Consider the following 25481-nt stretch of genomic DNA (forward strand, 5'->3'; position numbering starts at 1 on the left):
CTAACGTTCGCCGCTGGTCGCCGCGGTCGCCGCGACCAACGCCTCGGCGAAGGCGTCCAGGTCATCGGCGGTGTTGTCCACGTGCGGCGAGATCCGCAGCACCGGCGCCGGCAGTTCCAGCGGTGCCCGCTCCACTCCGGCGTAGGTGGTCACGATCCGCCGCTGCGAGAGCAACCAGGCCCGCACCGCTGCCGGGTCGGCGCCGTCGATCGGCGCCAGGGTGGTGATCGCGCTAGGCTCGTCGACCGCTTCGACCACCCGCCAACCGGACACATCGGCGAGTACGGTCCTGGCGATGTCGCCCAGCTCAGCCAAGCGTGCCCGAATAGCCTGCGGCCCGCACGCCAGATGCTCACCGAGTGCGACCGAAAACCCCACTCGCGCAGCTACATTGGCTTCGCCAAATCCGAGTTGTTGGGCCACTGTCAGCGGCGGCATCCAGTCTGGCGCGGGCAGCCTCGCACGTAACCGCTCCATCAACTCAGGACGAACCGCCAGCACCCCAACTCCGCGGGGCCCGGCGATCCACTTGCGCGACGACGCATACGTGACGTCGGCACCCACCGCACAATCCACGTGGCCCAGGCCCTGCGCGGCATCCACGACCAGCGGCAGTTTCAGCTCGGTGCACAGTTGCGCCACCATCGCCAGCGGCTGTGCGACGCCACGGTGGCTGGCCACCACGGTCAGGTGCACTAGGTCGGGCGGGTCGTCGGCCAACATGAAGGCCGCGTCGTCGAGCGCTACCCTGCCGTCCTGCAGGGTTGGTAACGGACGCACGTCGAAGCCATGGGCGGCCATCACAGCCAGGTTCGGCCCGTATTCGCCGGGCAAGCAGGCCAGCGTCCGGTTCTCCCCAGGCCACCTGCCCAGCAGCAGATCCAACGCGTGCAGCGAGCCGGTGGTGAACACCACCTCGGCGTCGGGCAGGCCGCTCAGAGCGGCGACCGCCGCACGTCCGGCGTCGAGCACCGCGGCGGCGGCCTCGGCCGCGACGTAACCGCCAACCTCGGCTTCGTGCCGCGCGTGCTGGGCTGCGGCGTCGAGTGCGGCGAAACTCTGGCGCGAACAGGCCGCGCTGTCCAGGTGTAGCCCCGCGACGGGCGGGCGCGCTGCCCGCCATCGGTCGGCCAGCGAATCGTTTTTGCTCACTTGGCGGCCAGCGACAGGCCAAAGTCACCGGCTTCATCGGTCCACCATCGGATGCGATGCAGTCCGGCCGCGGCCAACTCGGCACCGACCGCTTGCGGCCGGAACTTGCACGAGACCTCGGTCAACATCTCCTCCCCGGCGTCGAAGTCGACGGTCAGGTCCAGTGCACCGACCCGTACCCGCTGGCGACCGTCGGCACGCAACCACATCTCAATCCGCTCTTCTGCGCTGTTCCAACGGGCGACGTGGTGGAAGGCATCGACGTCGAAATCCGCTTCGAGTTCCCGGTTGATCACCGCAAGCACGTTGCGATTGAACTGAGCCGTCACCCCGCCAGGATCGTCGTAGGCGCGCACCAGCCGGGCCGCGTCCTTGACCAGGTCGGTGCCCAGCAGCAAGCTATCGCCCGGCCGCATTACCCCGGCCAGGGCCGTCAGGAACTGCGCGCGCGGCCCAGGCGTGAGGTTGCCGATCGTGGACCCCAAGAACACAAACAGGCGCCGTCCTCCCCTGGGAATCTCGGTTAAATGCTCCTCGAAATCCCCACAAACAGCGTTGATTTCGACACCACTGTATTCACGCTGAATTGCGGTCGCAGTTGCCGACAGCACGCTGGCGTCGACGTCGAACGGGACGAATCTGCGCAGCGATCCCCGGTGGCGCAACGCATCCAGCAGCATCCGGGTCTTCTCCGAGGTGCCGCTACCCAACTCGACCAAAGTATCGGCCTGGCAGGCGGAAGCCACTTCGGCCGATCTGGACCGTAGGATTCCGGCCTCGGCTCGGGTCGGGTAGTACTCCGGCAACCGGGTGATCTGATCGAACAGTTCACTACCCACCGTGTCGTAAAACCACTTGGGCGGTAACGATTTCGGTGTCTTCTGCAGGCCAGAGTACACATCGCGGCGCAACGCCAGATGCCCCGCATCCTCGCCCAGATGGTTGGCAACCGACAGTCTCATCGAGGTCCTTTCGCGCGGTCCAATGGGGTCAGCGTGACACCCTTTTGGGTTACCTCCACCAGGTGGCGGTCCGGCACGTCGTCCCAACCGGAGTCGTCGTCGTATGGTTCGCTGGCCAGCACCACCCCGTCGGCGCGCCGCAGGATGGACAGCGTGTCTCCCCAGGTGGTCGCGATGAGCCGGGAACCGTTGGCCGCCACGATGTTTAGTCGGGCATTTGGGTCGGCCGCGCCGACCTGGACAATGGTGTCTCCCAGAGCGTCCAGACCGTGAGCGAAGATGGTGGCCGCGAGTATCGCGCTGTCACAGACCGATTCGGCCGCCGGGCCCGCCGGCAACACGGCACGATCAACCACACCGTTGTGCGCTAGCAACCAGTGCCCATCGGTGAACGGCGGGGTCGCGCTGACTTCGATCGGCATACCGACGGTCGCCGAGCGCACCGCGGCGAGGATGCAGTGACTACGCAGCGCCGGCGCGACCGAGTGAAACGACGTGTCCCCCCACAGCGGAGCCGGGCTGCGCCAACGCCGGGGAATGGCACCGTCGAAGAAGCCGACACCCCAACCGTCGGCGTTCATCAGCCCGTGCTTTTGCCGACGCGGCGCATATGATTGCACCCGCAGACCCTGCGGCGGGTCCAGCACCAACGAAGAAACCGCGACCGCTGCCCCGAGCCACCCCAGGTGACGACACATCAGATGTCCCACGCCAACCGGACACCGGCAAAGATCTGGCGGCGATACGGGTGATCCCAGTTGCGGAAGCTGGGCCGCAGGATGGCCGGCTCCACCGCCCACGAGCCGCCGCGTAGCACGCGGTAGTCGCCGCCGAAGAACGGCTGTGAGTAACGCTCATAGACCATCGGGACGAACCCCGGCCAGGGCCGCAACGGCGAGGTGGTCCACTCCCAGACATCGCCCAGCATCTGCTCGGCCCCGCACGCCGATGCCCCGGCCGGGTAGGCACCCACCGGCGCGGGGCGCAGCGTTTGACCGCCCAGGTTGGCATAGGTGTCTGTGGGCTCCTCGGTTCCCCACGGGTAGCGGCGGCGGGAACCAGTCGCCGGATCCCACGCGCAAGCCTTCTCCCACTCCACCTCGGTGGGCAACCGCGCGCCTGCCCAGGCGGCGTATGCCTCGGCCTCAAAGTAGCTGACATGCTGCACCGGCTCATCGGCGGGAATGTCCTCGACGTGCCCGAACCGGGTCCGCGTCCGCCCGCCCGACCTCCAGAATTGCGGAGCGGTCAGCCCCGCGCGCTGGCGGTGCTGCCAGCCACGTTCCGACCACCACCGCGACTGGGTGTAACCGCCGTCGTCGATGAAGTCTTGCCATTCACCGTTGGTGACCGGAACCCGGCCGATCCGGAATGCGGGCACGTCGACGACGTGAGCCGGACGTTCGTTGTCCAATGAGCACGGTTCGTCCGCGGCGTCCACGCCCAGCACGAACGGGCCGCCGGCTACCAGCACCGACGTTCCGGCCATCCTCGGCCGTCCGGCGGGCAGGGCGGAAGTCGCGGCCAACAGTGGCGAGCCGGTCCGTAGGTTCAAGGCCTGCAGCATGGTTTCGTCGTGCTGGTTTTCGTGGCTGATCACCATCGCGAACACGAAGCTGTCGCCGTCTTCAGGTAGAGCGGCAAGGGCATCCAGCGCAGCGGAGCGCACCGTTGCGCAGTAGGACCGCGCCCGCGCCGGGGACAGCAACGGCAGTTCCACGCGACTGGCGCGGGAATGCTCGAAGGCGTCGTAGAGACCCTCGACCGCCGGCGGCAAAAGCCCGGGCTGGCCTGGGTCGCCGCCGCGTAGCAGCCACAACTCCTCCTGCTGACCGATGTGTGCCAGGTCCCACACCAGCGGGCTCATCAACGGGTCGTACTGGCAGCAAAGCTCGGCATCGTCGAAGTCGACCAGCCGCAACGTCCGCGCCCGCGCCCGCGCCAGATGACAAGCCAGCTGCTCGGGTGAAGTCACGACGCCCCGTGCATCATCCCGGTGATGGCTGACGCGATGCCGCCCGCGATCACCCGGTCGGAGAAATCGTCTGCCGGGCAAACACCCCTGTCGACGTGGTCCACCAACCGCTGCATCGCGTCGATGAGTTCAGTCGGTACCCGCCGCGCGGCGATGGCCAGGCATCTGTTGGCTGCCAGGTAGAGCCGCCGGTCGGCCAGGCCGATCCGGGCCGCGGTGTCCCAGGCCGTGGCCACCGGTTCGACCGCGTCGACCGCCAAATCTGCCGCCACCGGGTCGTCGAGCAGTGTCACCAAGGTGAACACCACCGCGGGCCACACCTCGTCGGGCACGCTGTCGAGGTAGCGAATTTCCAGCCATTGCCGAGGACGCACCGGCGGGAACAACGTTGTCAGGTGGTAAACCAGGTCGGCGACGGTAGCGCGGCGACCGTCCAGCAGCACCCGACCGTCAACCCAGTCGGTGAAGGGCACGTAGTCCGTCACCGCACGGGTGTCTTGAGCGTCCGGGCTTCGCACCATCATCACCGGCGCCTTCAAGGCATACTTAGCCCAGTCGATGCCGGGGTGGTCGCCACTGGCACCAAGAATGGGGCCGCAGCGCGCGGAGTCCATCTGGCCCCACACCCGCTGCCGGGTGGACTGCCAGCCGGAAAACCGGCCGCCCAGCATCGGGGAGTTGGCGGCAATCGCGATCATCGTCGGCCCCAAGGCGTGCGCCAGGCGGACTCGCTCAGCCCATCCTTCCTGCGGTCCGGCATCCAGATTGACCTGGATCGCGGCTGTCGAGGTCATCATCGCCGCACCCGGCACTCCGCTATGGCTGGCGGCGAAAAACTGCTCCATGGCCCGATAGCGTGCGCCCGGATTGACCCGCACCGGCGACCGCAGCGGGTCTGCACCCAGGGAGACCAAACCCAGCCCGGCATTGGCAAGCGCCGACCGTAGCACCGCCTGATCGCGCGTCATGGCACCGATGGCTGCCAGCACGCCGTCGGCGGGCGGTCCGGACAGTTCGACGGCGCCACCGGGCTCCACGCTGACCACGCTGCCGCCCGGCAGCGGACTGAGCCATTCGAGAACCTCGGTGATCTCTTCCCAGCTGGGCCGGCGAAACGGATCGGCCGGGTCGAAGCAGTGCGCCTCCATCTCCAGACCGACGCGTCCCAACGGACCATCGACGAGGCAGCCGTCCGCGATGTATTCCGCGGCGGCCGACGAATCGGTGATCTCGACGTCGTCCGGGGCAGCGTTATCCAGCTGCGAGGCCGCGGCGGTCATGGCGGCAAGCGTCATATCACGATCCCTCCGGGCCCGGCGCATGCCTAAAACATGCCCTGCGGACCGTTGGTTGCGCAGCTACCAGAACGATAGCCGCCACCGGTTTATCCTGCCGACCGCCCCGCCGCGCGAATGAACTGGCCAACTCAGCCCAGTGTGTTCTGCATTGCCCCGGCCAGCACGTTGACCGCGGGACCGGCGTTGCCGGACTGACAGACCTTGGCCTGCAGCAATACGTTTTCGCGCAGCCTGGTTTGAACAAAGCATCGTCGATCGGTGCCGGCCTCTTGTTTGGTCCAGGCCTCGTCGGTGCCGGTCGACGGCCCACCGGCGAACGACCACACCTGCGTCGTCCCGTCGTCCAGGTGGATCGCGGTGGTCTGCCCCGAGCAGCCCACGGTTCGGTCGACAACGCGGTGAAACGCCCGGTCTGCGGCATCGTTGCTGGCGAATACCCCAACCGCCTGCTTGACCAGGTGGGTTTGGTCGGTGGCGGACGTCTGCGTGGTAGCGCCGTTGAACGACGCCAGGTCGGGATCGTCGTACACCTCGGGCAGCCCGATGTCCACCCAGTTGTTGCACGCCGGTAGTTCGACCCAAAACGCCTGGAACGGCCTGGTGAACACCGCCTCCCACCCCATTGGGGCGCCGACGATGTTGCCGACCGACCCCTTTCCGAGCACCGCGTAGGACACAACCCCGGGCTCCGACGGGTGTGCGTCGGCAACAGGGACCGCGAACCCTGCTATGACGGCTAGACCGATGCTCACCACCGCGGCGGCGATTCGCATGGAGCTAGACCTTGGCCGAGATGTCGACGTCGATGTTGCCCATGGGTCACGATCATGCCAACATGGCCGACCAAACAGAAGGCCCGTTTCTTGAACGAGTCAAGAAAAGGGGCTGGTGCGCCCGGCCGCTAGGGGCGCGCCGGCGCGGTGGTGGGACCCGGACCAGCCGGACCAGCAGCCGGGCCACCCGGGCCTCCAGGGAAACCGGGGCCCATGCCTGGGGGAGGGGGTCCGCCGGGGAACCCGAACACCCATCCCATCCCTGGACCGGGGGCAACGGGACCGACGGGGCGGAACATGCCGTGGTGGTAATAGCGGTGGTAAGGGCATTTCCCCTGCCCGAGAACCAACGCGCCAGAGAAGAAGATGACTGCGACGGTGAAAACAATTCCGGCCACGATCACCACCCACGCTGCGGCCCGGTAGAGCCTGGGCGGCTTTTCCTGCTGCGGCGATGGCGGCGGTGAAGTTGTGGCGGCGGACGGCGGTGGCGCTGCGGGTTGGGGTGTCTCGGTCATCTTTTGAATATCGCTCGGCCGGCAACCACCGTAAAGGGTTGCGGTTACAAACGTGCCGTGAACTGGTGCAGCCCGGTGCCTTGGGTGGACACCGGGCTGCTGGTTGTCGGTTACGGAGCGGGTGTCGCGGGCGGACTGACGGACGACGGCACCTGGCCGGGCCCGCCCGGGCCTGGGCCGGGACGCACTGCCGCGGGCCCACCGTGCGGACTGCCCGGTCGCAGCATCATCGCCGGGTGCTGGTGGTGTTGCCGGTGGTGGAAGCCGCCGTAACCGGCATGCTTGCCGAGGATATAGCCGGTGAAGAAGATGACCGCCACGATGAACACGGTTCCGGCGGCAATGGCTACCCACGCCGCGGCTTTGAACACCTTGGGGGTCTGGTGAGGCGATGGTGTTGGGGTTTCAGATGTTTCACTCATGTGTCGCATGATGCCTTGGCAACCAGTAACGCGACTATGCGTCCCTTATGTAGCAGCTGTGAGCGCGCGGGCGGGTATCGGCCCGGGGCACCACCATGGCTGCGTCTCGGTGTCAGAGCACCGGAGCTACGGGTCTGACCAGGGCTTAAACGGGTTGACCGCGAACTGAATCACCCGGTATGGCGCGGTCTGCCGGGCGCGGGTGTTCCACTGGCTGACGAAGATCCGCAGCTCATCGAGCGTGGACCCGGGCGAGATGTAGCCGCCATACGGTTGAGCGAGTCGATTGTCGTCGGGCGGCGGCAGGCGTTCCGGCGGCTCCGGCCACTCGTCGTGGCGCACCACCGTGGTCACCGGGGCGGCGCCCAGCGACGTCGGGTGGTGCGCCACCCGAACCTCCATGTTGCCGGTGCTGGCGTTGAAATAGGACAGCACCGTCTGGCCGTCTATCTGACGGATGCTCATCTCGCCGACCTGGTCGGGCCAGAGCGGAGTCGGCGGCTTGTTCCAACCGCCGTCGGGGCCGGCCGCCCAGCCCTGCCAGCGGGACCGGTCGGTGAACGCTTCCGGGGTGGCCCGATACAGCACCGCCGGCTCCCCACGGGTGAAGCTGTCGGCCACGATGTAGACCCACCCAGTTGGCGAATCAGGCGTGGGAACCGGGTCGTAGTATCCGCTGATCTGTGTCTGCCGGCCGTCCTGGTAGGCGGCGTTGCGCCTGGACCCCGACACGGTCTGCCAGCCGCCGCGCGCCGCCTCGGCCCGCACCAGGCGGGAATTCTGCGGCTGCAGGTCCTTGGTGGTGGTCACCATCAGGTAGTTGCGGCGGTTGATCTGCACCACACCGGCGGGCAGCTGTGAGTCTCCAGGCGGCGTGGGATCGGCCAGCAGCGGCGTGCCGACGCCGGTGACACCGGTGTAGCGCACCCCGGCCGGATCGTCGATCGACTCGGTGTCGACGTGCAGCGCGACCGGCGCATACCAGCCACCGAACCCGACACCCTGACCGGCGAAGCTATCCCCGCACACCTGCAGCAGTTGACTAGGGAATTCCACGAACTCGCACAGGTCGGTGGCACCGATGCCGTAGTCCCCGGTGGGGGTTCCGGTACCGGCCGTCGGACCGATTCGCAGCACTTGACCTGGCGCCAGCGGCGGCAGGATCGGCCGGGGCGCCGGTGCCGGCGGATCGGCGCGTGCATACCAAACACATTGCGGGACAAGGAAAGAGACTACCAGCGAGCACCGCACGACCCAGGCGGAGCGCACCCGCATATCACAAGTCGGCGGTCAGCAGCTCGGCGATCTGGATGGTGTTCAGCGCCGCCCCCTTGCGCAGGTTATCCCCCGACACGAACAGCGCCAGACCACGCCCGTCGGGCACCCCCGGGTCGCGCCGGATCCGGCCGACCAGAGATTCGTCGACACCGGCGGCGGCCAGCGGCGTCGGCACGTCGACCAGCTGCACGCCCGCAGCACCGTCGAGCAGCTCACGCGCCCGCTCCGGCGAGAGCGGCCGCGCGAACTCGGCGTTGATCGACAACGAGTGTCCGGTGAACACCGGAACCCGCACACAGGTGCCGCTGACCAACAGGTCGGGGATGCCGAGGATCTTGCGGCTCTCGAAGCGCAACTTTTGATCCTCGTCGGTCTCGCCGGAGCCGTCGTCCACCAGGGATCCGGCCAGCGGCACCACGTTGAACGCGATCGGGGCGACGTAGGTGTTCGGCGGCGGGAACTCGAGCGCGCCGCCGTCATACACCAGCTGCTCGGCCCCACCGATGACCGCACGCGCCTGCTCGGCCAGCTCGGCCACCCCGGCCAGGCCGCTACCGGACACAGCCTGATACGACGAGACCACCAACCGCACCAGTCGGGCTTCGTCGTGCAGCACCTTGAGCACCGGCATCGCGGCCATGGTGGTGCAGTTCGGGTTGGCGATGATGCCCTTGGGCCGGCGGTGCGCGTCGCGTTCGAAGTTCACCTCGGACACCACCAACGGCACGTCGGGGTCCTTACGCCACGCCGACGAGTTGTCGATCACCGTGACTCCGGCCGCCGCAAAGCGGGGCGCCTGCACCTTCGACATGGCCGAGCCGGCGGAGAACAACGCGATATCCAGCCCGCTCGGGTCGGCCGTCTCGGCGTCTTCCACTTCGATCTCCTGGCCGCGGAAGGCCAGCTTGCGGCCCTGCGATCGGGCCGACGCGAAGAACCGCACCACGCTCGCCGGGAAATCCCGCTCGTCGAGCAACGTGCGCATGACCTGACCCACCTGACCGGTGGCCCCCACGATCCCTATTGACAGGCCCATCTACCGTCCCGTCCCCGCGTACACCGTGGCCTCCTCGTCGCCGCCGAGCCCGAACGCTTCATGCAGCGCGACCACGGCCTTGTCCAGTTCGGTGTCGCGGCACAACACCGAGATCCTGATCTCCGAGGTGGAGATCAGCTCGATGTTGACCCCCACCGCCGCCAGCGCCTCACAGAACGTCGCGGTGACCCCGGGGTGGCTGCGCATGCCGGCACCGATCAGCGATACCTTGCCGATGCGGTCGTCGTACAGCAGCTGTGAGAAGCCGATCTCGTTTCTGAGCGAGTCCAGTTTTTCCACAGCGGCGGGCCCGACGTCGCGGGAGCAGGTGAAGGTGATGTCGGTCTTGCCGTCCTCGACCTTGGAGACGTTCTGCAGCACCATGTCGATGTTGACGTCGGCGTCGGCCACCGCCCTAAACACCTTGGCCGCATACCCGGGGATGTCGGGCAGCCCGACGATGGTCACCTTGGCCTCGCTGCGGTCGTGCGCGACTCCGGTCAGGATGGGGTCTTCCATGGGTACGTCCTTGATCGATCCGACAACGACGGTGCCCGGTCTGTCCGAGTACGACGACCGGACGTGCACCGGAATATTATGGCGGCGAGCGTATTCCACGCAGCGCAGCATCAGCACCTTGGCGCCGCAGGCCGCCATCTCGAGCATTTCCTCGAAGGTCACGGTGTCGAGCTTTCGGGCGTTGCGCACGATGCGCGGGTCGGCGCTGAAGATGCCGTCCACGTCGGTGTAGATCTCACAGACATCGGCACCCAGCGCGGCGGCCATGGCGACGGCGGTGGTGTCCGAGCCGCCGCGGCCCAACGTCGTGACATCCTTGGTGTCCTGGCTGACCCCTTGGAATCCGGCCACCAAAACGACCCGCCCCTCCTCAAGGGCGGTTTGCAGCCGCCCCGGCGTGACGTCGATGATCTTGGCGTTGCCGTGGGTGCCGGTGGTGATCACCCCGGCCTGCGAACCGGTGAACGACCGGGCATGCGCGCCGAGCGACTCGATGGCCATGGCCACCAACGCATTCGAGATGCGTTCACCGGCGGTGAGCAGCATGTCCAGCTCCCGAGGCGGCGGCGCCGGGCACACCTGCTGAGCCAGATCCAGCAGGTCGTCGGTGGTATCCCCCATGGCAGAGACGACGACGACGACGTCATTGCCTTGCTTCTTGGTGGCGACGATGCGTTCGGCGACGCGGCGAATCCGTTCGGCGTCGGCCACCGAGGATCCGCCGTACTTCTGCACGACGAGCGCCACTGTTTCCCTTTCCGGGGAAGATTGGAGACAGGTCCAGAATAGGGGGCGCGCCGGCCTGCGCTGACTCTGCGTCCACCACGGGAATGTGCGAGTAGCCCACACGGTGGGCGCAGAGTCAACGTGTAAAGTGCTTCATGTGCAGCGGGTGCTCCTCCTCGGACGCCGCGACGGGGTCTGATCCAGACCGGCTTCCCGTCGCGGGACGTTCGCGATGCGCCGGTCTGAGGTTCCTTCTCACCATCCCGGAGCAACTACCGTGACAACTTCTGAATCGCCCGACGCCTATACCGAGTCGTTTGGGGCCCACACCATCGTGAAACCCGCCGGCCCACCTCGCGTCGGTCAGCCCTCGTGGAATCCGCAGCGAGCCTCGTCGATGCCGGTCAACCGCTACCGGCCGTTCGCCGAGGAGGTCGAGCCCATCCGGCTGAGAAACCGCACGTGGCCTGATCGCGTCATCGATCGTGCGCCGCTGTGGTGCGCGGTCGACTTACGCGATGGCAACCAGGCGCTGATCGACCCGATGAGCCCGGCCCGCAAGCGCCGCATGTTCGACCTGCTGGTCCGCATGGGCTACAAGGAGATTGAGGTGGGGTTCCCCTCGGCCAGCCAGACCGACTTCGACTTCGTCAGAGAGATCATCGAGCAGGGCGCCATTCCCGACGACGTCACCATCCAGGTGCTCACCCAATGCCGTCCCGAGCTGATCGAGCGCACCTTCCAGGCGTGTTCGGGCGCACCCCGGGCCATCGTGCACTTCTACAACTCGACGTCAATCCTGCAGCGCCGCGTGGTCTTTCGCGCCAACCGGGCTGAGGTGCAGGCCATCGCGACAGATGGGGCGCGCAAGTGCGTCGAGCAGGCCGCCAAATACCCGGGCACGCAGTGGCGATTCGAGTACTCCCCGGAGTCCTACACCGGCACCGAACTGGAATACGCCAAACAGGTGTGCGACGCCGTCGGCGAGGTCATTGCGCCGACGCCGGAGCGCCCGATCATCTTCAACCTGCCCGCCACGGTGGAGATGACGACGCCCAATGTCTACGCCGACTCGATCGAGTGGATGAGCCGCAACCTAGCCAACCGGGAGTCGGTCATCCTGAGCCTGCACCCGCACAATGACCGCGGAACCGCCGTCGCCGCAGCGGAATTGGGTTTCGCGGCCGGGGCTGATCGGATCGAGGGCTGCCTGTTCGGCAACGGCGAGCGCACCGGCAACGTGTGCCTGGTCACGCTGGGACTCAACCTGTTCTCCCGAGGTGTGGACCCGCAGATCGACTTCTCCAATATTGACGAGATCCGGCGCACGGTGGAGTACTGCAACCAGCTGCCGGTGCACGAACGTCACCCCTATGGCGGCGACCTGGTGTACACCGCGTTCTCCGGTAGCCACCAGGACGCCATCAACAAGGGCCTAGACGCGATGAAGCTGGATGCGGATGCCGCCGACTGTGACGTCGACGACATGCTGTGGCAGGTGCCGTATCTGCCCATCGACCCGCGCGATGTCGGGCGCACCTACGAGGCGGTGATCCGGGTCAACTCGCAGTCCGGCAAGGGCGGCGTGGCCTACATCATGAAGACCGACCACGGCCTTTCCCTGCCGCGGCGGCTGCAGATCGAGTTTTCCCAAGTGATCCAAAAGATCGCAGAGGGTACAGCAGGCGAGGGTGGCGAGGTCTCGCCCAAGGAGATGTGGGATGCGTTCGCCGAGGAGTATCTGGCCCCGGTGCGGCCTTTGGAGCGGATGAGGCAACATGTGGACGCTGCCGACGACGACGGCGGCACGACCAGCATCATGGCGACCGTCAAGATCAACGGCGTGGAGACCGAGATCAGCGGGTCCGGTAACGGTCCGCTGGCCGCGTTCGTCCATGCGCTGGCCGATGTCGGGTTTGACGTGGCCGTGCTCGACTACTACGAGCACGCGATGAGCGCCGGCGACGACGCTCAGGCCGCCGCGTATGTGGAGGCCTCCGTGACGATCGCGAGCCCGGCGCAGCCGGGCGAAGCGGGTCGGCACGCATCGGACCCCGTGACGATCGCGAGCCCGGCGCAGCCGGGCGAAGCGGGTCGGCACGCATCGGACCCCGTGACGAGTAAGACGGTGTGGGGTGTCGGTATCGCGCCGTCAATCACCACCGCGTCGCTGCGCGCCGTGGTGTCGGCGGTCAACCGGGCGGCACGCTAGGACGGCGCTGAACTAGGGTCGGGGTCCGCGGCGTGATTTTTCGCGGTGACGTTCCGCTCGCAGTTTCAGAACAACGCTAACTGCTTTTCGACGGGAGCGACGTCGGTGAAGTCCTCCACGCTAGCGCCCCCGACGACGGCACCGATGCACTCCATGAATCGCGCTTCAGGCATCACCGGAACCCCCAGCTGCAGGGCGTGATAGCCCTTGCCGTGTTCGGGGGCGGTCGCGTTGCAGACCACCAGTGAGGTATCCCGGTCTACGACGTCGCTGTAGGCCAGCCCGGCGTGCAGAATCCGTTCGACGAGTTCCTCGTGGGTCCGTTTTACCTCGGCCGCCAGCCCCACCCGCATGCCCTGGACCAGCGGGCGGCCCTGGACATACCGGCCCGGGTTGAGGTAGCGGCAGGCCATCCGGGCTGCCAAGGCCTTCAGCGGTCGCAGCTCGTCGTGAGTCACCCGGCCGTTGGGCCACCGGCGCCGTGTCACCGGGTGCACCGGCAGCCAGACGTCGAGTTCGCGCGCACTCTCTAGGGCAGCTGCCAGTATCCCGGTCAATACCCGGGCGTCGTCGAATGCGTCGTGCGGCCGTTGCTGGGGCACACCCCAATGCGCGGCAAGTGTCTCCAGCCGCAGATTGTCGACGCCAAGCTGCAGCCGGCGGGCCAGCTCGACCGTGCACATGACGAAGTCAACCGGGAGTTCGGCCTCGGCGATCTCGGCCTCCGCAGCGAGAAACGCATAGTCGAACGCGACATTGTGCGCGACCAGAGTGCGCCCGCGCAGCACGTCGACAACCTCACCGGCGATATCGGCGAACTGTGGCTGGTCATCGAGCATGGCGGCGGTCAGGCCGTGCACGTGGGTGGGGCCCGGGTCCACCTTGGGATTTAGCAGGCTGACCACGGATTGCTCTAGTCGGCCGGCGGCGTCCAGGCCGAGCACCGCAAGGCTGATGATCCGGGCCTGGCCCGGCCGAAAGCCCGAGGTCTCGACGTCGATGACGGCCCAACCCCGATCCTGGTGGCTGGCTGGCCGTCCCCAGGTGTGGCTCACAAGACGAGGATGACACGTCCGAGCGACATCACCTGGTCGCTACGCATCGTGTCGGCCCGTAAAACCCGGACGCGGGCGACCCGCCGCACCCGGCGACAAGCGCCGAGCTTGCGATCGCCCTGAATCCAACGCGGGCGACCCGCCGCACTCGGCGACAAGCGCCGAGCTTGCGATCGCCCGTAAACTGCCCGGGTGGTAACCACCCGGGCACGCCTGGCCCTAGCCGCCGGCGCGGGCGCACGCTGGGCGTCGCGGGTCACCGGTCGCGGCGCCGGAGCGATGATCGGCGGTCTGGTCGCCATGACCCTGGACCGCTCGATCCTGCGCCAACTCGGGATGGGCCGGCGCACCGTCGTCGTCACCGGCACCAACGGCAAGTCGACCACCACACGGATGACCGCGGCCGCGCTGGGCACGTTGGGAGCCGTGGCCACCAACGCCGAGGGCGCCAACATGGACGCCGGCCTGGTGGCCGCGCTCGCCGCTCACCGCGACGCCGAGCTGGCGGTGCTGGAAGTCGACGAGATGCACGTACCGCACATCTCCGATTCCGTCGATCCCGCCGTCGTCGTCTTGCTCAACCTCTCCCGAGACCAGCTGGACCGGGTCGGCGAGATCAACGTCATCGAACGCACACTGCGGGCCGGGCTGGCCCGGCACCCCGACGCTGTCGTGGTCGCCAACTGCGACGACGTGCTGATGACCTCGGCCGCCTACGACAGCCCCAACGTCGTTTGGGTGGCTGCCGGCGGCGCGTGGTCAAACGATTCGGTCAGCTGTCCGCGCAGCGGCGAGGTCATCGTTCGCAACGCCCCCTCTCAGGAAGACCACTGGTACTCCACCGGCGCCGACTTCAAGCGGCCCGCCCCGCACTGGTGGTTCGACGACGCCACGCTGTATGGGCCCGACGGGCTGGCGCTGCCGATGCGGCTGGCGCTGCCAGGCTCGGTGAATCGCGGCAACGCCGCCCAAGCCGTGGCCGCCGCAGTCGCCCTGGGCGCCGATCCGGCTGTGGCCGTCGCCGCCGTCTACCAGGTCGACGAGGTCGCCGGGCGCTACCGGACCGTTCGTATCGGCGCGCACCAAGCCCGGATCCTGCTGGCCAAAAATCCGGCCGGCTGGCAGGAAGCGCTGGCGATGGTCGACACGCATGCGGCCGGGGTGGTCATCGCGGTCAACGGGCGGGTGCCCGACGGCGAGGACCTGTCCTGGTTGTGGGACGTGCGCTTCGAGCACTTCGAGAAGACCCGAGTGGTAGCCGCCGGGGAGCGCGGCACCGATTTGGCGGTTCGCCTCGGATACGCAGGCGTCGAACACACCCTGGTGCACGACACCGTGGCCGCCATCGCCTCATGCCCACCCGGGCGGGTGGAGGTCGTCGCCAACTACACCGCGTTCCTGCAGCTGCAACGAGCATTGGCGCGTCGTGGCTGATTCTGTGGTGCGGATCGGGCTCGTGCTGCCCGACGTGATGGGCACCTACGGCGACGGCGGCAACGCCGTGGTGCTACGACAGCGGCTGCTGCTGCGCGGCATCGCCGCCGAGATCGTCGAGATCACGCTGGCCGATCCGGTGCCGGATTCGCTGGACCTCTACACGCTGGGCGGAGCGGAGGACTACGCGCAGCGGCTGGCCACCCGGCACCTACGTCGATATCCGGGCCTGCAACGCGCGGCGGGCCGGGGTGCTCCAGTATTGGCGATCTGCGCGGCCATCCAGGTGCTTGGGCACTGGTACGAGACGTCGTCGGGAGACCGGGTCGACGGCGTGGGGTTGCTGGATGTGACCACGTCACCGCAGGATGCGCGCACCATCGGCGAGTTGGTCAGCAAGCCGTTGCTGGCCGGTTTGACCCAACCCTTGACCGGTTTTGAGAACCACCGCGGCGGCACCGTCCTCGGGCCCGGAACGTCGCCCTTGGGCGCGGTGGTCAAGGGAGCCGGCAACCGGGCCGGCGACAGTTTTGATGGCGCGGTTGCGGGCAGCGTGGTCGCGACCTACATGCACGGGCCGTGCCTGGCCCGCAACCCGGAGCTTGCCGACCTGCTGCTGAGCAAGGTGGTTGGGGAGCTGGCGCCGCTGGATTTGCCCGAGGTGGACCTGCTGCGCCGCGAACGGCTATCCGCGCGTTAGGTGGGGCCTTAGGGCCGCCATCCCCTGGCCAGCAGAGCGGCACGCACGCGGTTCACCACGTCGTCGGGGTTGTCCTCGGCGATCACGCGAATGACGATCCAGCCCAACTCGGCCAGCTTGCGGAGCCGCCGCTGGTCTTTCACGTAGCGACCGCGGTCGCTGCGATGCTGATCACCGTCGTACTCGGCGGCCACCATGTATTTCTCCCAGCCCATGTCGAGCACGCCAACGTTGCGCCAGCGGTGGACCACCGGAATTTGCGTCGTGGGGACCGGCAGGCCGGCGTCGATCAACAACAGCCGCAGCCAGGTCTCCTTGGACGACGCGGCGCCGCCGTCAACAAGGGGCAGCACGTCACGCAACCAGCGGACACCTCGGGCGCCCGCGTGACGCTTGGCCAACAGAAGCACGTCGTCGCGGGAAAACGGGGTGGCACGCATGAGGGCATCGAGACGGGCCACGGCTTCGCCGCGGGACAGATGGCGGCCGAGGTCGTATGCCGTCCGCGCCAGTGTGGTGACCGGCAGGCCCACCACCCTGGTGATCTCGTCGTCGCACAAGGTCTCACGGCGTATGACAAGACCGTGCTGCGGGCGGGTAGTGGGAGAAATCAGCTCGATGGCCACGTCGACGTCTACCCACTGAGCACCATGCAGCGCAGAGGCCGCATTACCAGCTATGACGCCATGGCGCCTCGTGGCGAGCCAGGCGCCAACCGTGCGATCCCGAAGTGTGGGCACTGAGCGCCTCGAGACGTACACACCGCGGAACATCGGCTGATACCAACGTTGCAGCTCGTGCCTGGTCAGGCGACCAGCGGTGATGGCCTCGCTGCCGATGAAGACGTCGCCCATGACGGACATGCTGGCACTCCGCACCGACATCCGTGAGATCAACATTTTGCAGGCAAGGTGCGAGTAGCGGCCTGCAGAACGTTGATCTCGGCGAAAGTCGGATGTCGGCGAATCAGGCGAGCACGCGGCGGCCGGCGAGCGCTCGGCCCAGGGTGAGCTCGTCGGCGAATTCCAGGTCACCGCCCATCGGCAGCCCGGACGCGATCCGCGTGACGGTCAGGCCGGGGATGTCGCGCAGCATTCGCACCAGGTAGGTGGCCGTCGCCTCGCCCTCGGTGTTGGGGTCGGTGGCGATGATGACCTCGGTGACGTCGACGTCGTCGACCCGTTCCCCGATGCGGCTCAGCAGTTCGCGGATCCGCAGCTGATCCGGCCCAATTCCGGACAGCGGGTCAAGCGCCCCGCCCAGGACGTGATAGCGACCCCGGAACTCGCGGGTGCGCTCGACGGCCTGGATGTCTTTGGGTTCCTCGACAATGCACACCACGGACGCATCGCGACGGATATCAGAGCAGATTCTGCAACGCTCGTTGTCAGAGACATTCCCACACACCGCGCAGAATCGCACGCCGTCCCGAACCTTCGCCAGCACACCGGTCAGCCGGTCGATGTCCGACGGTTCTACCGACAACAGGTGGAAGGCGATTCGCTGCGCACTCTTGGGTCCGATCCCCGGCAACTTGCCGAGTTCGTCAATCAGGTCCTGGACGGGTCCCTCAAACATGTCGGTGCAGGTCAGATCCCTGGTACAGGTGGTGCGCCCGGCGCACCCGGCATACCCGGCATACCCGGCATACCTGGCGCTCCCGGCGGCGCAGCCGGTGGTGCCGGCGGGCGCATCGCGCCGGCCAATGCACCCAGCCGTTCCTGCGCCATCTTCGTCACCTGCTGGGACGCGTCCCGCATCGCACCGACGATCAGGTCTTGCAAGGTCTCGATGTCGTCGGGATCGACGACCTTGGGGTCGATCGTCACGCCGATCACCTCCCCGCTGCCTTTGACGACGACCTTGACCAAGCCCCCACCGGCTTGACCGTGCACCTCAGAGTTCGCCAGCTGTTGCTGGGCCTCCAGGAGCTTTTGCTGCATCTGCTGCGCCTGAGCGAGCAGCGCCGACATGTCGCCTCCGGGTTGCATGACAGTCCCCTAGCATCTTGGTCTCGAGTTGGTTTCGCCTGTGGTTGTCGGGCGATTCGGAACATTCAGCCTAGACCGCGCCGCGTTACCTTTGCGCCGTGGACCTACGAGTTGGCCCGCGTGTCGGGTTCGCCATGATAGTCGGGGTACTCGTCGCAGCAGCGACGCCGATCATCTCGTCCGCGAGCGCAACCCCCGCCAACATCGCCGGCATGGTCGTCTTCATCGACCCCGGCCACAACGGAGCCAACGACGCATCGATCGGCCGCCAGGTACCCACCGGTCGCGGCGGCACCAAGAACTGCCAGGCCAGCGGAACGTCAACCAACAGCGGCTACCCGGAGCACACCTTCACCTGGGAAACCGGGCTGCGGCTGCGGGCCGCGTTGAACGCACTGGGGGTTCGGACCGCCCTGTCACGTGGCAACGACAACGCGCTCGGACCGTGTGTCGATGAGCGCGCCAACATGGCCAACGCGTTGCGCCCCAACGCGATCGTCAGCCTGCACGCCGACGGCGGACCGGCGTCTGGCCGCGGATTCCACGTCAACTACTCGGCCCCGCCGCTCAACGCGATACAGGCCGGTCCCTCGGTTCAGTTCGCTCGAATCATGCGCGACCAGCTGCAGGCCTCGGGCATTCCGAAGGCGAACTACATCGGCCAGGACGGCCTGTACGGACGTTCGGACTTGGCCGGCCTGAACCTAGCCCAATATCCGTCGATCCTGGTCGAGTTGGGCAACATGAAGAACCCCGCGGACTCGGCGCTGATGGAGTCCGCCGAGGGCAGGCAAAAATACGCCAACGCCCTGGTTCGCGGCGTCGCCGGCTTCCTGGCCACCCAGGGCCAGGCGCGTTAGCCCCGCACACAGGCGGCACCCCCACCGCGCCCCGCATCGTCGTCAGGCGTCACCCTCGAGTTCGGTCTTGAGGTTGGACAGCACCTCGGCCTGGATCTTCTTCAGCCCCAGCGGCGCAAAGGTCTGCTCGAAGAAACCCTTGACCCCGCCCGCGCCGGTCCAGGTGGTCTTCACCGTGACGCTGGAACCGGGTCCGGCGGGAGCGACCGTCCAGTTGGTGACCATGGACGAATTCACGTCCTTCTCGATGACGGTGTGCCCGGCAACGTCCACGTTCACCTGCACATCGCGAACACGCGACTGCGTCGCCTGCAGCCGCCACTTGGCGACTGTGCCCCGCCCCTTGCCGCCCTCAAGCACCTGGTACTCGCTGTAGTGCGGGGACAGGATTTTAGGACGGACGGTCTCATAGTCGGCCAGCGCGTCGAGTGTGGCCGTGGGCTCAGCATTGATCAAGATCGTGCTGGCTGCGCTCACCTGTCCCATCAGGGCCGGACTCCTTCGTTTGTGATTGCTGCACCGCCCGCACCCGGATGCAGGGGCAGTTGTCGAGGACTAGGGTATATGCGGTGCCTGTCCCTGGATCTGCACAGTCGGCTTACGCCTGCGGCGTCGAGCGGTTGCTGGCGAGCTATCGATCCATCCCCGCGACTGCATCCATCCGGCTTGCCAAGCCCACCTCAAATCTGTTCCGCGCCCGAGTCAAACACGATGCGCGCGGCCTGGACGCATCGGGACTGACCGGTGTCATCGGTATCGATCCCGAGGCCCGCACCGCCGACGTGGCCGGCATGTGCACATACGAGGACCTAATCGCCGCGACACTGCACTACGGTCTGTCGCCATTGGTGGTTCCGCAGCTGAGGACGATCACACTGGGCGGTGCGGTCACCGGCTTGGGTATCGAGTCGGCGTCGTTCCGCAACGGCCTGCCCCACGAGTCGGTGCTGGAGATGGATATCCTCACCGGCGCAGGAGAACTTCTCACCGTTTCGCCCGGACAGCACTCCGACTTGTACCGTGCATTCCCTAACTCGTATGGGACACTGGGCTATTCAACCCGGCTTCGAATCCAGCTGGAGCCGGTCCGGCCGTTTGTCGCGCTGCGGCACATCCGATTTAGCTCGTTGACGGCGATGGTGGCCGCAATGGAGCGCATCATCGACACCGGCGGACTGGACGGCGAATCGGTGGACTATCTCGACGGGGTGGTTTTCAGCGCTGACGAAAGCTACCTGTGCATCGGCATGCAGACGAGCGTACCGGGCCCGGTCAGCGACTACACCGGACAAGACATCTACTACCGGTCGATCCAACACGAGGCGGGAATCAAGGAAGACCGGTTGACCATCCACGATTACTTCTGGCGCTGGGACACCGATTGGTTCTGGTGCTCACGATCGTTTGGTGCCCAAAACCCGCGGCTGCGCCGCTGGTGGCCGCGGCGCTACCGGCGTAGCAGTGTCTACTGGAGGTTGATGGCGCTCGATCAGCGCTTCGGGATCGCCGACCGGTTCGAGAACAGCAGGGGTCGTCCCGCGCGTGAACGGGTGGTGCAGGATATCGAAGTGCCGATCGAACGGACCTGCGAGTTTCTGGAGTGGTTCGGGGAAAACGTGCCCATTTCGCCAATCTGGTTGTGCCCGTTGCGGCTACGCGATCACGCCGGCTGGCCGCTGTACCCGATCCGGCCTGACCGTAGCTATGTCAACATCGGGTTCTGGTCGTCGGTGCCGGTTGGCGCCACCGAGGGCGCCACCAACCGCAAGATCGAGAACAAGGTGAGTGCGCTCGACGGGCACAAGTCGCTCTACTCCGACTCCTTCTATACCCGCGAGGAGTTCGACGAGCTCTACGGCGGCGAGACTTACAACACTGTGAAGAAAGCCTACGATCCCGATTCGCGTCTCCTCGATCTTTACGCAAAGGCGGTGCAACGACGATGACAACGGGCAGACTCAGCATGGCCGAGATCCTGGAGATCTTCACCGCGACCGGGCAACACCCGCTGAAGTTCACCGCGTATGACGGCAGCACCGCGGGACAAGACGACGCCACACTGGGCCTGGATCTTCGGACGCCCCGCGGCGCCACCTACTTAGCTACCGCTCCCGGCGAACTCGGCCTGGCCCGCGCTTACGTGTCGGGTGACCTACAGGCACACGGAGTACATCCCGGCGATCCGTACGAACTGCTCAAAACGCTGACCGAAAGGGTCGACTTCAAACGGCCGTCGGCGCGGGTGCTGGCTAATGTGGTGCGCTCGATCGGCGTTGAGCACTTACTGCCCATCGCGCCGCCACCCCAGGAGGCGCGACCCCGGTGGCGTCGAATAGCTAATGGCTTGCTGCACAGCAAGACCCGTGACGCCGAGGCTATCCATCACCACTACGACGTCTCCAACAGCTTCTACGAGTGGGTGCTCGGGCCATCGATGACCTACACGTGCGCGGTGTTTCCGAACGCTGAGGCTTCGCTGGAGCAGGCCCAAGAGAACAAATACCGACTCATTTTCGAAAAGCTACGGCTAGAGCCGGGTGACCGGCTACTCGACGTCGGCTGCGGCTGGGGCGGCATGGTGCGCTACGCCGCCCGACGCGGTGTCCGGGTGATCGGCGCCACGCTCTCGGCCGAGCAGGCCAAGTGGGGCCAGAAAGCAGTCGAGGACGAGGGATTGAGCGACCTCGCGCAGGTGCGGCATTCCGACTACCGCGACGTAGCCGAGACCGGTTTCGACGCCGTTTCTTCGATCGGGCTAACCGAGCACATCGGCGTCAAGAATTACCCGTTCTACTTCGGGTTTCTCAAGTCGAAGTTGCGCACCGGCGGCTTGCTCCTCAATCACTGCATCACCCGCCACGACAACAGGTCGACGTCCTTTGCCGGCGGGTTCACCGACCGTTACGTTTTCCCCGACGGGGAGCTGACGGGCTCGGGACGTATTACCACCGAGATCCAGCAGGTCGGCTTGGAAGTGCTGCACGAGGAGAACTTCCGCCATCACTACGCGATGACGCTGCGCGACTGGTGCGGCAACCTCGTCGAACACTGGGACGACGCGGTCGCCGAGGTCGGTCTGCCGACCGCCAAGGTGTGGGGCCTGTACATGGCGGCTTCGCGGGTGGCCTTCGAACGAAACAACCTGCAGCTACATCACGTATTGGCGACCAAGGTGGACCCCCGGGGCGACGACAGCTTGCCACTGCGGCCCTGGTGGCAGCCCTAGGCGTTGTCTATCCGGCGCGCGCCCAGCTCGTTCTGCAGCAGCTCGAGTGCAACCTCTTCCGGGTCGCGACGCGGCGACGGGTCGCCACCACGGCCGGCTTCGGCGAGCATGTGCTCCTCCTCGTCGCGCTGAGTGGAATTCGCTGTGGGGGCAGGGTTTACGGCCTTGGCGGTCGCCACGTTCGCTCCCCCGCCGACGGGTGATGCCGCCGCAGCCGGTTCACCGGTCTCACATCGCACCCGCCAGTTGACTCCCAGCGCGTCTTTGAGCGCCTCGGCGAGGACATCGGCGTTGCGCTGTTCGGACAGCCGCCGCGCCAGCGGCGCCGATTCGTGGGTCAGCACCAGCGTGTTGTCCTCTAGCGCACGGACGGTGGCACCCGCCAGCATGACCTCGGTGGTACGGCTGCGCAGGCGCACCTTGTCGCGCACCGTCGGCCACATGGACCGAACCGCGGCCACGGTGGGTTCGCTCGAGGCCGGTGTGGGGGCCGGCACCGGTCTCGGTTCACGCGCGGGCTGGTGTTTCGGCTCGGCAGCCGCAGCCGACGGGCGTGGTACGGCTTGCGGCGCCGGGATCGACATGTCCAACCGGGTCTCGATCCGTTCGACCCGCTGCAACAGTGCCGATTCGGCGTCGCTCGCCGAGGGCAGCAGCAGTCGCGCGCAAACCACTTCCAGCAGCAGACGCGGCGCGGTCGCACCGCGCATCTCGCCTAGCCCGGCCTGCACCACCTCGGCATATCGGGTCAGGGTCGCCGGCCCGATCCGGGCGGCTTGCTCGCGCATCCGATCCAGCGCGTCTTCGGGCGCATCCACCACCCCGCGAGATGCCGCGTCGGGAACCGATTGCAGCACAATCAGGTCGCGGAATCGCTCCAGCAGATCGGTAGCGAAACGCCGAGGGTCATGTCCGCCATCGATCACCGATTCGATCGCCCCGAACAATGCGGCCGCATCGCAAGCGGCCAGTGCGTCGACCGCGTCGTCGATCAAGGCGACATCGGTGACACCCAGCAGCCCCAGCGCCCGGGTGTAGGTCACGTGGGTGTCCGCGGCCCCAGCCAGCAATTGGTCCAGCACCGAGAGCGTATCCCGTGGGGAACCTCCGCCGGCCCGGATCACCAACGGGTACACCGCATCGTCGACGACGACGCCCTCCTGCTCGCAGATCCGCGCGAGCAACGCCCGCATAGTGCGCGGCGGCAGCAGCCGGAACGGGTAGTGATGAGTGCGCGACCGAATCGTCGGCAGTACCTTCTCCGGTTCAGTGGTGGCGAATATGAAGATCAGGTGTTCGGGCGGTTCCTCCACGATCTTGAGCAGCGCGTTGAATCCCGCGGTGGTCACCATGTGCGCCTCGTCGACGATAAATACCCGGTACCGTGACTGGACCGGCGCATAGAACGCGCGGTCCCGCAGCTCGCGGGTGTCGTCCACGCCGCCGTGGCTGGCGGCATCCAGCTCTACCACGTCGATGCTGCCGGGGGCGTTGGGCGCCAACGAAACGCAGGATTCGCAGACCCCGCACGGGTTGGCGGTAGGACCCTGCGCACAGTTCAACGACCGCGCCAGGATACGCGCTGACGACGTCTTTCCGCAGCCACGCGGCCCAGAGAACAGGTACGCGTGGTTGATCCGGCCGGCATCCAGCGCCACCGACAGCGGCGCGGTGACGTGCTCCTGCCCCACCACCTCCGCGAAGCTTGCCGGTCGGTACTTGCGGTAGAGAGCCACCTCAGCAGGCTACCGACCCTAGGCGACGAGTGTGTTCGCAGCGTCGAATGTGAACGTTCGGCGTGATTTCGGCGCGCGGGTTCCCGCTCTCAGCGCACGTTCGGCGTCGAGGAGGCCAGTCCCTGGTCAAGCAATGCCTCGGTTGCCGCCAACAGCGCGCAGGTCGCCAACCCGTCAACCGCGTTGCGCAGGTCCGGTACCGACGGAAACGACGGCGCGATCCGGATGTTCTTGTCGTCCGGATCCTTTCGATACGGGAACGACGCCCCCGCCTCGGTCACCGCGATACCAACGTCCTTAGCCAAGGCTACGGTCCGGCGCGCGGTGCCAGGCAACACGTCGAGGCTGATGAAGTAGCCACCCTTGGGCTCGGTCCAGGAGGCGATCTTGGACTCGCTTAGCCGCTGATCCAGAACTTCGGCCACCAACGCGAATTTCGGCGCCAGTATCTGCTGGTGACGCAACATGTGTAGACGTACCCCATCGGCGTCGCCGAAGAAGCGTAGATGCCGCAGCTGGTTGACCTTGTCCGGGCCGATCGACTTCTTCCCGGCGTACTGCAGATACCAGGCGATGTTGCCTAACGATCCACCGAAGAAGCTGACACCGCCGCCGGCGAAGGTGATCTTCGAGGTGGACGCGAAGACGTAGGGTCGGTTGGGGTTGCCGGCCTTGGCGGCCAGCCCGAGCACGTCGACCTGGCGCGGGAAATCCAGCGTCAGGGTATGCACCGCATACGCGTTGTCCCAGAACAAGCGGAAGTCAGGTGCCGCCGTCCGCATCTGGACGAGTCGGCGAACCGTTTCCCAGGAATAGGTGACGCCCGAAGGGTTGCCAAAGACCGGTACCGTCCACATCCCCTTGATGGATGGGTCGACGGCAACCAGTTCTTCGATCAGATCGACGTCGGGCCCATCCTGCAGCACGGGTATCGGGATCATCTCGATGCCCATGGTCTCGGTGATGGCAAAGTGCCGGTCATAGCCGGGGACCGGGCACAGGAATTTGATGCCGTCCTGCTCCTGAATCCAAGGCCGCGGCGAGTCCACGCCGCCATACAACATGGAGAAGGCGACGATGTCGTGCATCAATTCCAGGCTGGAGTTGTTGCCCGCGATCAGGTTGGGCACTGCGATGCCGAGCAGTTCGGCGAAGATAGCCCGCAGGCCCGGCAGGCCGTGCTGGCCGCCATAGTTGCGGGTGTCGGTGCCCTCCGGGTCGCGGTAGTCGTCTCCGGGCAAGCTCAGCAGCTGGTTCGACAGGTCGAGCTGCTCTGCGGATGGTTTGCCGCGGGTGAGATCCAGAGCCAGCTTCATGCCCTGAAGCGCCGCATAATCCTGCTGATGGCGTGCGTGTAGTGCCGCTAGCTCTTGGGGGCTAAGAGAGTCGAACGACACCATGGGCCCTTTCGCCGAGTCGAAAACCGTGGGTATACCGAGGTCCAGTCAGTGCCCCGGCTGAAGGGGACCCCGCGCACCCGACAGAGCCCGTTGACCCTTGCTGCCTTCCGGCCCTGGGGGAGTTCACAGGATAGACGCCACGCGGGGTCCACCGCGAGTCTAATACCTGGGCTGGAACGCCCGGGACGGACTCAGCGGGCTACCATAT

24 protein-coding genes and 1 other RNA gene are annotated in these 25481 nt (G+C 66.7%); 6 read left to right on the top strand and 19 right to left on the bottom strand.

What is annotated here, in order from left to right; genetic code table 11:
• The 11 genes from egtE to MCAN_RS19605 all read right to left on the bottom strand — a co-directional run bounded on the left by egtE (nucleotide 1) and on the right by MCAN_RS19605 (nucleotide 10680).
• The gene (gene egtE / locus MCAN_RS19555) at nucleotides 1–1152 is read right to left on the bottom strand and encodes an ergothioneine biosynthesis PLP-dependent enzyme EgtE (RefSeq protein WP_014001897.1); all 1152 of its coding nucleotides are present in this window, start codon (nucleotides 1150–1152) and stop codon (nucleotides 1–3) included.
• Nucleotides 1149–2114, bottom strand: coding sequence for an L-histidine N(alpha)-methyltransferase (egtD, locus tag MCAN_RS19560; protein WP_014001898.1), 966 nt, complete (start codon nucleotides 2112–2114; stop codon nucleotides 1149–1151). The genes egtE and egtD overlap by 4 nt, the downstream gene beginning before the upstream one ends.
• Nucleotides 2111–2812, bottom strand: a complete 702-nt coding sequence (gene egtC, locus MCAN_RS19565) for an ergothioneine biosynthesis protein EgtC (protein ID WP_014001899.1) — start codon at nucleotides 2810–2812, stop codon at nucleotides 2111–2113. The genes egtD and egtC overlap by 4 nt, the downstream gene beginning before the upstream one ends.
• On the bottom strand, nucleotides 2812–4089 hold the full coding sequence (gene egtB, locus MCAN_RS19570) for an ergothioneine biosynthesis protein EgtB (RefSeq protein WP_003419808.1): 1278 nt from the start codon (nucleotides 4087–4089) through the stop codon (nucleotides 2812–2814). Before egtB ends, egtC begins: the two co-directional genes overlap by 1 nt.
• Nucleotides 4086–5384 (bottom strand): ergothioneine biosynthesis glutamate--cysteine ligase EgtA, encoded by a 1299-nt coding sequence (egtA, locus tag MCAN_RS19575; RefSeq protein WP_014001900.1) that lies wholly within the window; start codon nucleotides 5382–5384, stop codon nucleotides 4086–4088. The genes egtB and egtA overlap by 4 nt, the downstream gene beginning before the upstream one ends.
• 131 nt (nucleotides 5385–5515) lie before the next feature.
• Entirely contained in the window at nucleotides 5516–6160 is a 645-nt protein-coding gene (locus MCAN_RS19580; protein ID WP_003419812.1) for a sensor domain-containing protein, read from the bottom strand.
• 128 nt (nucleotides 6161–6288) lie between these two features.
• Nucleotides 6289–6678, bottom strand: coding sequence for a hypothetical protein (locus tag MCAN_RS19585; RefSeq protein ID WP_014001901.1), 390 nt, complete (start codon nucleotides 6676–6678; stop codon nucleotides 6289–6291).
• A gap of 110 nt (nucleotides 6679–6788) precedes the next feature.
• The gene (locus MCAN_RS19590) at nucleotides 6789–7109 is read right to left on the bottom strand and encodes a hypothetical protein (RefSeq protein ID WP_014001902.1); all 321 of its coding nucleotides are present in this window, start codon (nucleotides 7107–7109) and stop codon (nucleotides 6789–6791) included.
• A gap of 117 nt (nucleotides 7110–7226) precedes the next feature.
• Nucleotides 7227–8375 carry a DUF4185 domain-containing protein gene (locus MCAN_RS19595; protein ID WP_041180181.1) on the bottom strand — a complete coding sequence of 383 codons (1149 nt, stop codon included), beginning with the start codon at nucleotides 8373–8375 and terminating at the stop codon, nucleotides 7227–7229.
• Between the two features lies 1 nt (nucleotide 8376).
• On the bottom strand, nucleotides 8377–9414 hold the full coding sequence (gene asd, locus MCAN_RS19600) for an aspartate-semialdehyde dehydrogenase (protein ID WP_014001904.1): 1038 nt from the start codon (nucleotides 9412–9414) through the stop codon (nucleotides 8377–8379).
• Nucleotides 9415–10680: an aspartate kinase gene (locus tag MCAN_RS19605; RefSeq protein WP_014001905.1), complete on the bottom strand. Its 1266-nt coding sequence runs from the start codon at nucleotides 10678–10680 to the stop codon at nucleotides 9415–9417. It abuts the gene before it with no gap.
• Between the two features lie 256 nt (nucleotides 10681–10936).
• On the opposite strand from MCAN_RS19605, the gene leuA reads away from it, so the two are divergent.
• Nucleotides 10937–12871, top strand: a complete 1935-nt coding sequence (gene leuA, locus MCAN_RS19610) for a 2-isopropylmalate synthase (protein ID WP_014001906.1) — start codon at nucleotides 10937–10939, stop codon at nucleotides 12869–12871.
• 65 nt (nucleotides 12872–12936) lie between these two features.
• Here the strand turns inward: leuA and MCAN_RS19615 are convergent, their stop codons facing one another.
• Nucleotides 12937–13926 carry a DEDDh family exonuclease gene (locus MCAN_RS19615; RefSeq protein ID WP_014001907.1) on the bottom strand — a complete coding sequence of 330 codons (990 nt, stop codon included), beginning with the start codon at nucleotides 13924–13926 and terminating at the stop codon, nucleotides 12937–12939.
• 192 nt (nucleotides 13927–14118) lie between these two features.
• On the opposite strand from MCAN_RS19615, the gene MCAN_RS19620 reads away from it, so the two are divergent.
• A complete protein-coding gene (locus tag MCAN_RS19620; protein ID WP_014001908.1) occupies nucleotides 14119–15360 on the top strand; it encodes a Mur ligase family protein in 1242 nt (413 codons plus the stop codon).
• Between the two features lie 4 nt (nucleotides 15361–15364).
• Entirely contained in the window at nucleotides 15365–16060 is a 696-nt protein-coding gene (locus MCAN_RS19625) for a type 1 glutamine amidotransferase (RefSeq protein WP_014001909.1), read from the top strand.
• Nucleotides 16061–16068: 8 nt separating this feature from the next.
• On the opposite strand, the gene MCAN_RS19630 is transcribed toward MCAN_RS19625, so the two are convergent.
• From MCAN_RS19630 to MCAN_RS19640, 3 genes are all read right to left on the bottom strand, one after another.
• On the bottom strand, nucleotides 16069–16959 hold the full coding sequence (locus tag MCAN_RS19630) for a hypothetical protein (RefSeq protein WP_014001910.1): 891 nt from the start codon (nucleotides 16957–16959) through the stop codon (nucleotides 16069–16071).
• A gap of 67 nt (nucleotides 16960–17026) precedes the next feature.
• A complete protein-coding gene (recR, locus tag MCAN_RS19635) occupies nucleotides 17027–17638 on the bottom strand; it encodes a recombination mediator RecR (protein ID WP_003420407.1) in 612 nt (203 codons plus the stop codon).
• 11 nt (nucleotides 17639–17649) lie between these two features.
• Nucleotides 17650–18051, bottom strand: a complete 402-nt coding sequence (locus tag MCAN_RS19640) for a YbaB/EbfC family nucleoid-associated protein (protein WP_003420408.1) — start codon at nucleotides 18049–18051, stop codon at nucleotides 17650–17652.
• 98 nt (nucleotides 18052–18149) lie between these two features.
• On the opposite strand from MCAN_RS19640, the gene MCAN_RS19645 reads away from it, so the two are divergent.
• Nucleotides 18150–18911 carry an Rv3717 family N-acetylmuramoyl-L-alanine amidase gene (locus tag MCAN_RS19645; RefSeq protein WP_003912326.1) on the top strand — a complete coding sequence of 254 codons (762 nt, stop codon included), beginning with the start codon at nucleotides 18150–18152 and terminating at the stop codon, nucleotides 18909–18911.
• Between the two features lie 42 nt (nucleotides 18912–18953).
• Here MCAN_RS19645 and MCAN_RS19650 read toward each other — a convergent pair whose 3' ends face one another.
• Complete coding sequence (locus MCAN_RS19650; protein ID WP_014001911.1) at nucleotides 18954–19397, bottom strand: SRPBCC family protein; 444 nt, start codon at nucleotides 19395–19397, stop codon at nucleotides 18954–18956.
• Nucleotides 19398–19444: 47 nt separating this feature from the next.
• Between MCAN_RS19650 and MCAN_RS19655 the strand changes: the two genes are divergently transcribed.
• On the top strand, nucleotides 19445–20857 hold the full coding sequence (locus tag MCAN_RS19655; protein WP_003420413.1) for an FAD-binding oxidoreductase: 1413 nt from the start codon (nucleotides 19445–19447) through the stop codon (nucleotides 20855–20857).
• Entirely contained in the window at nucleotides 20854–22137 is a 1284-nt protein-coding gene (locus MCAN_RS19660; protein WP_181518804.1) for a class I SAM-dependent methyltransferase, read from the top strand. The genes MCAN_RS19655 and MCAN_RS19660 overlap by 4 nt, the downstream gene beginning before the upstream one ends.
• Here MCAN_RS19660 and MCAN_RS19665 read toward each other — a convergent pair.
• The 3 genes from MCAN_RS19665 to ffs all read right to left on the bottom strand — a co-directional run bounded on the left by MCAN_RS19665 (nucleotide 22134) and on the right by ffs (nucleotide 25426).
• The gene (locus MCAN_RS19665) at nucleotides 22134–23873 is read right to left on the bottom strand and encodes a DNA polymerase III subunits gamma/tau (RefSeq protein ID WP_014001913.1); all 1740 of its coding nucleotides are present in this window, start codon (nucleotides 23871–23873) and stop codon (nucleotides 22134–22136) included. The two genes, MCAN_RS19660 and MCAN_RS19665, sit on opposite strands and share 4 nt — an antisense overlap.
• Before the next feature lie 89 nt (nucleotides 23874–23962).
• Nucleotides 23963–25270 (bottom strand): PLP-dependent aminotransferase family protein, encoded by a 1308-nt coding sequence (locus tag MCAN_RS19670; RefSeq protein ID WP_014001914.1) that lies wholly within the window; start codon nucleotides 25268–25270, stop codon nucleotides 23963–23965.
• Between the two features lie 61 nt (nucleotides 25271–25331).
• An RNA gene (ffs, locus tag MCAN_RS22035) (signal recognition particle sRNA small type) lies at nucleotides 25332–25426 on the bottom strand.
• Nucleotides 25427–25481: the final 55 nt, after the last annotated feature.

Origin of the sequence: Mycobacterium canetti CIPT 140010059 (assembly GCF_000253375.1) — a bacterium.
GTDB lineage: Bacteria > Actinomycetota > Actinomycetes > Mycobacteriales > Mycobacteriaceae > Mycobacterium > Mycobacterium tuberculosis.

Bases quoted from the DNA above. Each gene is read 5' to 3' on its own strand.
- egtD (WP_014001898.1), bottom strand. From the start codon at position 2,114: ATGAGACTGTCGGTTGCCAACCATCTGGGCGAGGATGCGGGGCATCTG.
- egtC (WP_014001899.1), bottom strand. From the start codon at position 2,812: ATGTGTCGTCACCTGGGGTGGCTCGGGGCAGCGGTCGCGGTTTCTTCG.
- egtA (WP_014001900.1), bottom strand. From the start codon at position 5,384: ATGACGCTTGCCGCCATGACCGCCGCGGCCTCGCAGCTGGATAACGCT.
- MCAN_RS19580 (WP_003419812.1), bottom strand. From the start codon at position 6,160: ATGCGAATCGCCGCCGCGGTGGTGAGCATCGGTCTAGCCGTCATAGCA.
- MCAN_RS19585 (WP_014001901.1), bottom strand. From the start codon at position 6,678: ATGACCGAGACACCCCAACCCGCAGCGCCACCGCCGTCCGCCGCCACA.
- MCAN_RS19590 (WP_014001902.1), bottom strand. From the start codon at position 7,109: ATGCGACACATGAGTGAAACATCTGAAACCCCAACACCATCGCCTCAC.
- MCAN_RS19595 (WP_041180181.1), bottom strand. From the start codon at position 8,375: ATGCGGGTGCGCTCCGCCTGGGTCGTGCGGTGCTCGCTGGTAGTCTCT.
- asd (WP_014001904.1), bottom strand. From the start codon at position 9,414: ATGGGCCTGTCAATAGGGATCGTGGGGGCCACCGGTCAGGTGGGTCAG.
- MCAN_RS19630 (WP_014001910.1), bottom strand. From the start codon at position 16,959: ATGTTGATCTCACGGATGTCGGTGCGGAGTGCCAGCATGTCCGTCATG.
- recR (WP_003420407.1), bottom strand. From the start codon at position 17,638: ATGTTTGAGGGACCCGTCCAGGACCTGATTGACGAACTCGGCAAGTTG.
- MCAN_RS19640 (WP_003420408.1), bottom strand. From the start codon at position 18,051: ATGCAACCCGGAGGCGACATGTCGGCGCTGCTCGCTCAGGCGCAGCAG.
- MCAN_RS19650 (WP_014001911.1), bottom strand. From the start codon at position 19,397: ATGGGACAGGTGAGCGCAGCCAGCACGATCTTGATCAATGCTGAGCCC.
- MCAN_RS19655 (WP_003420413.1), top strand. From the start codon at position 19,445: ATGCAGGGGCAGTTGTCGAGGACTAGGGTATATGCGGTGCCTGTCCCT.
- MCAN_RS19660 (WP_181518804.1), top strand. From the start codon at position 20,854: ATGACAACGGGCAGACTCAGCATGGCCGAGATCCTGGAGATCTTCACC.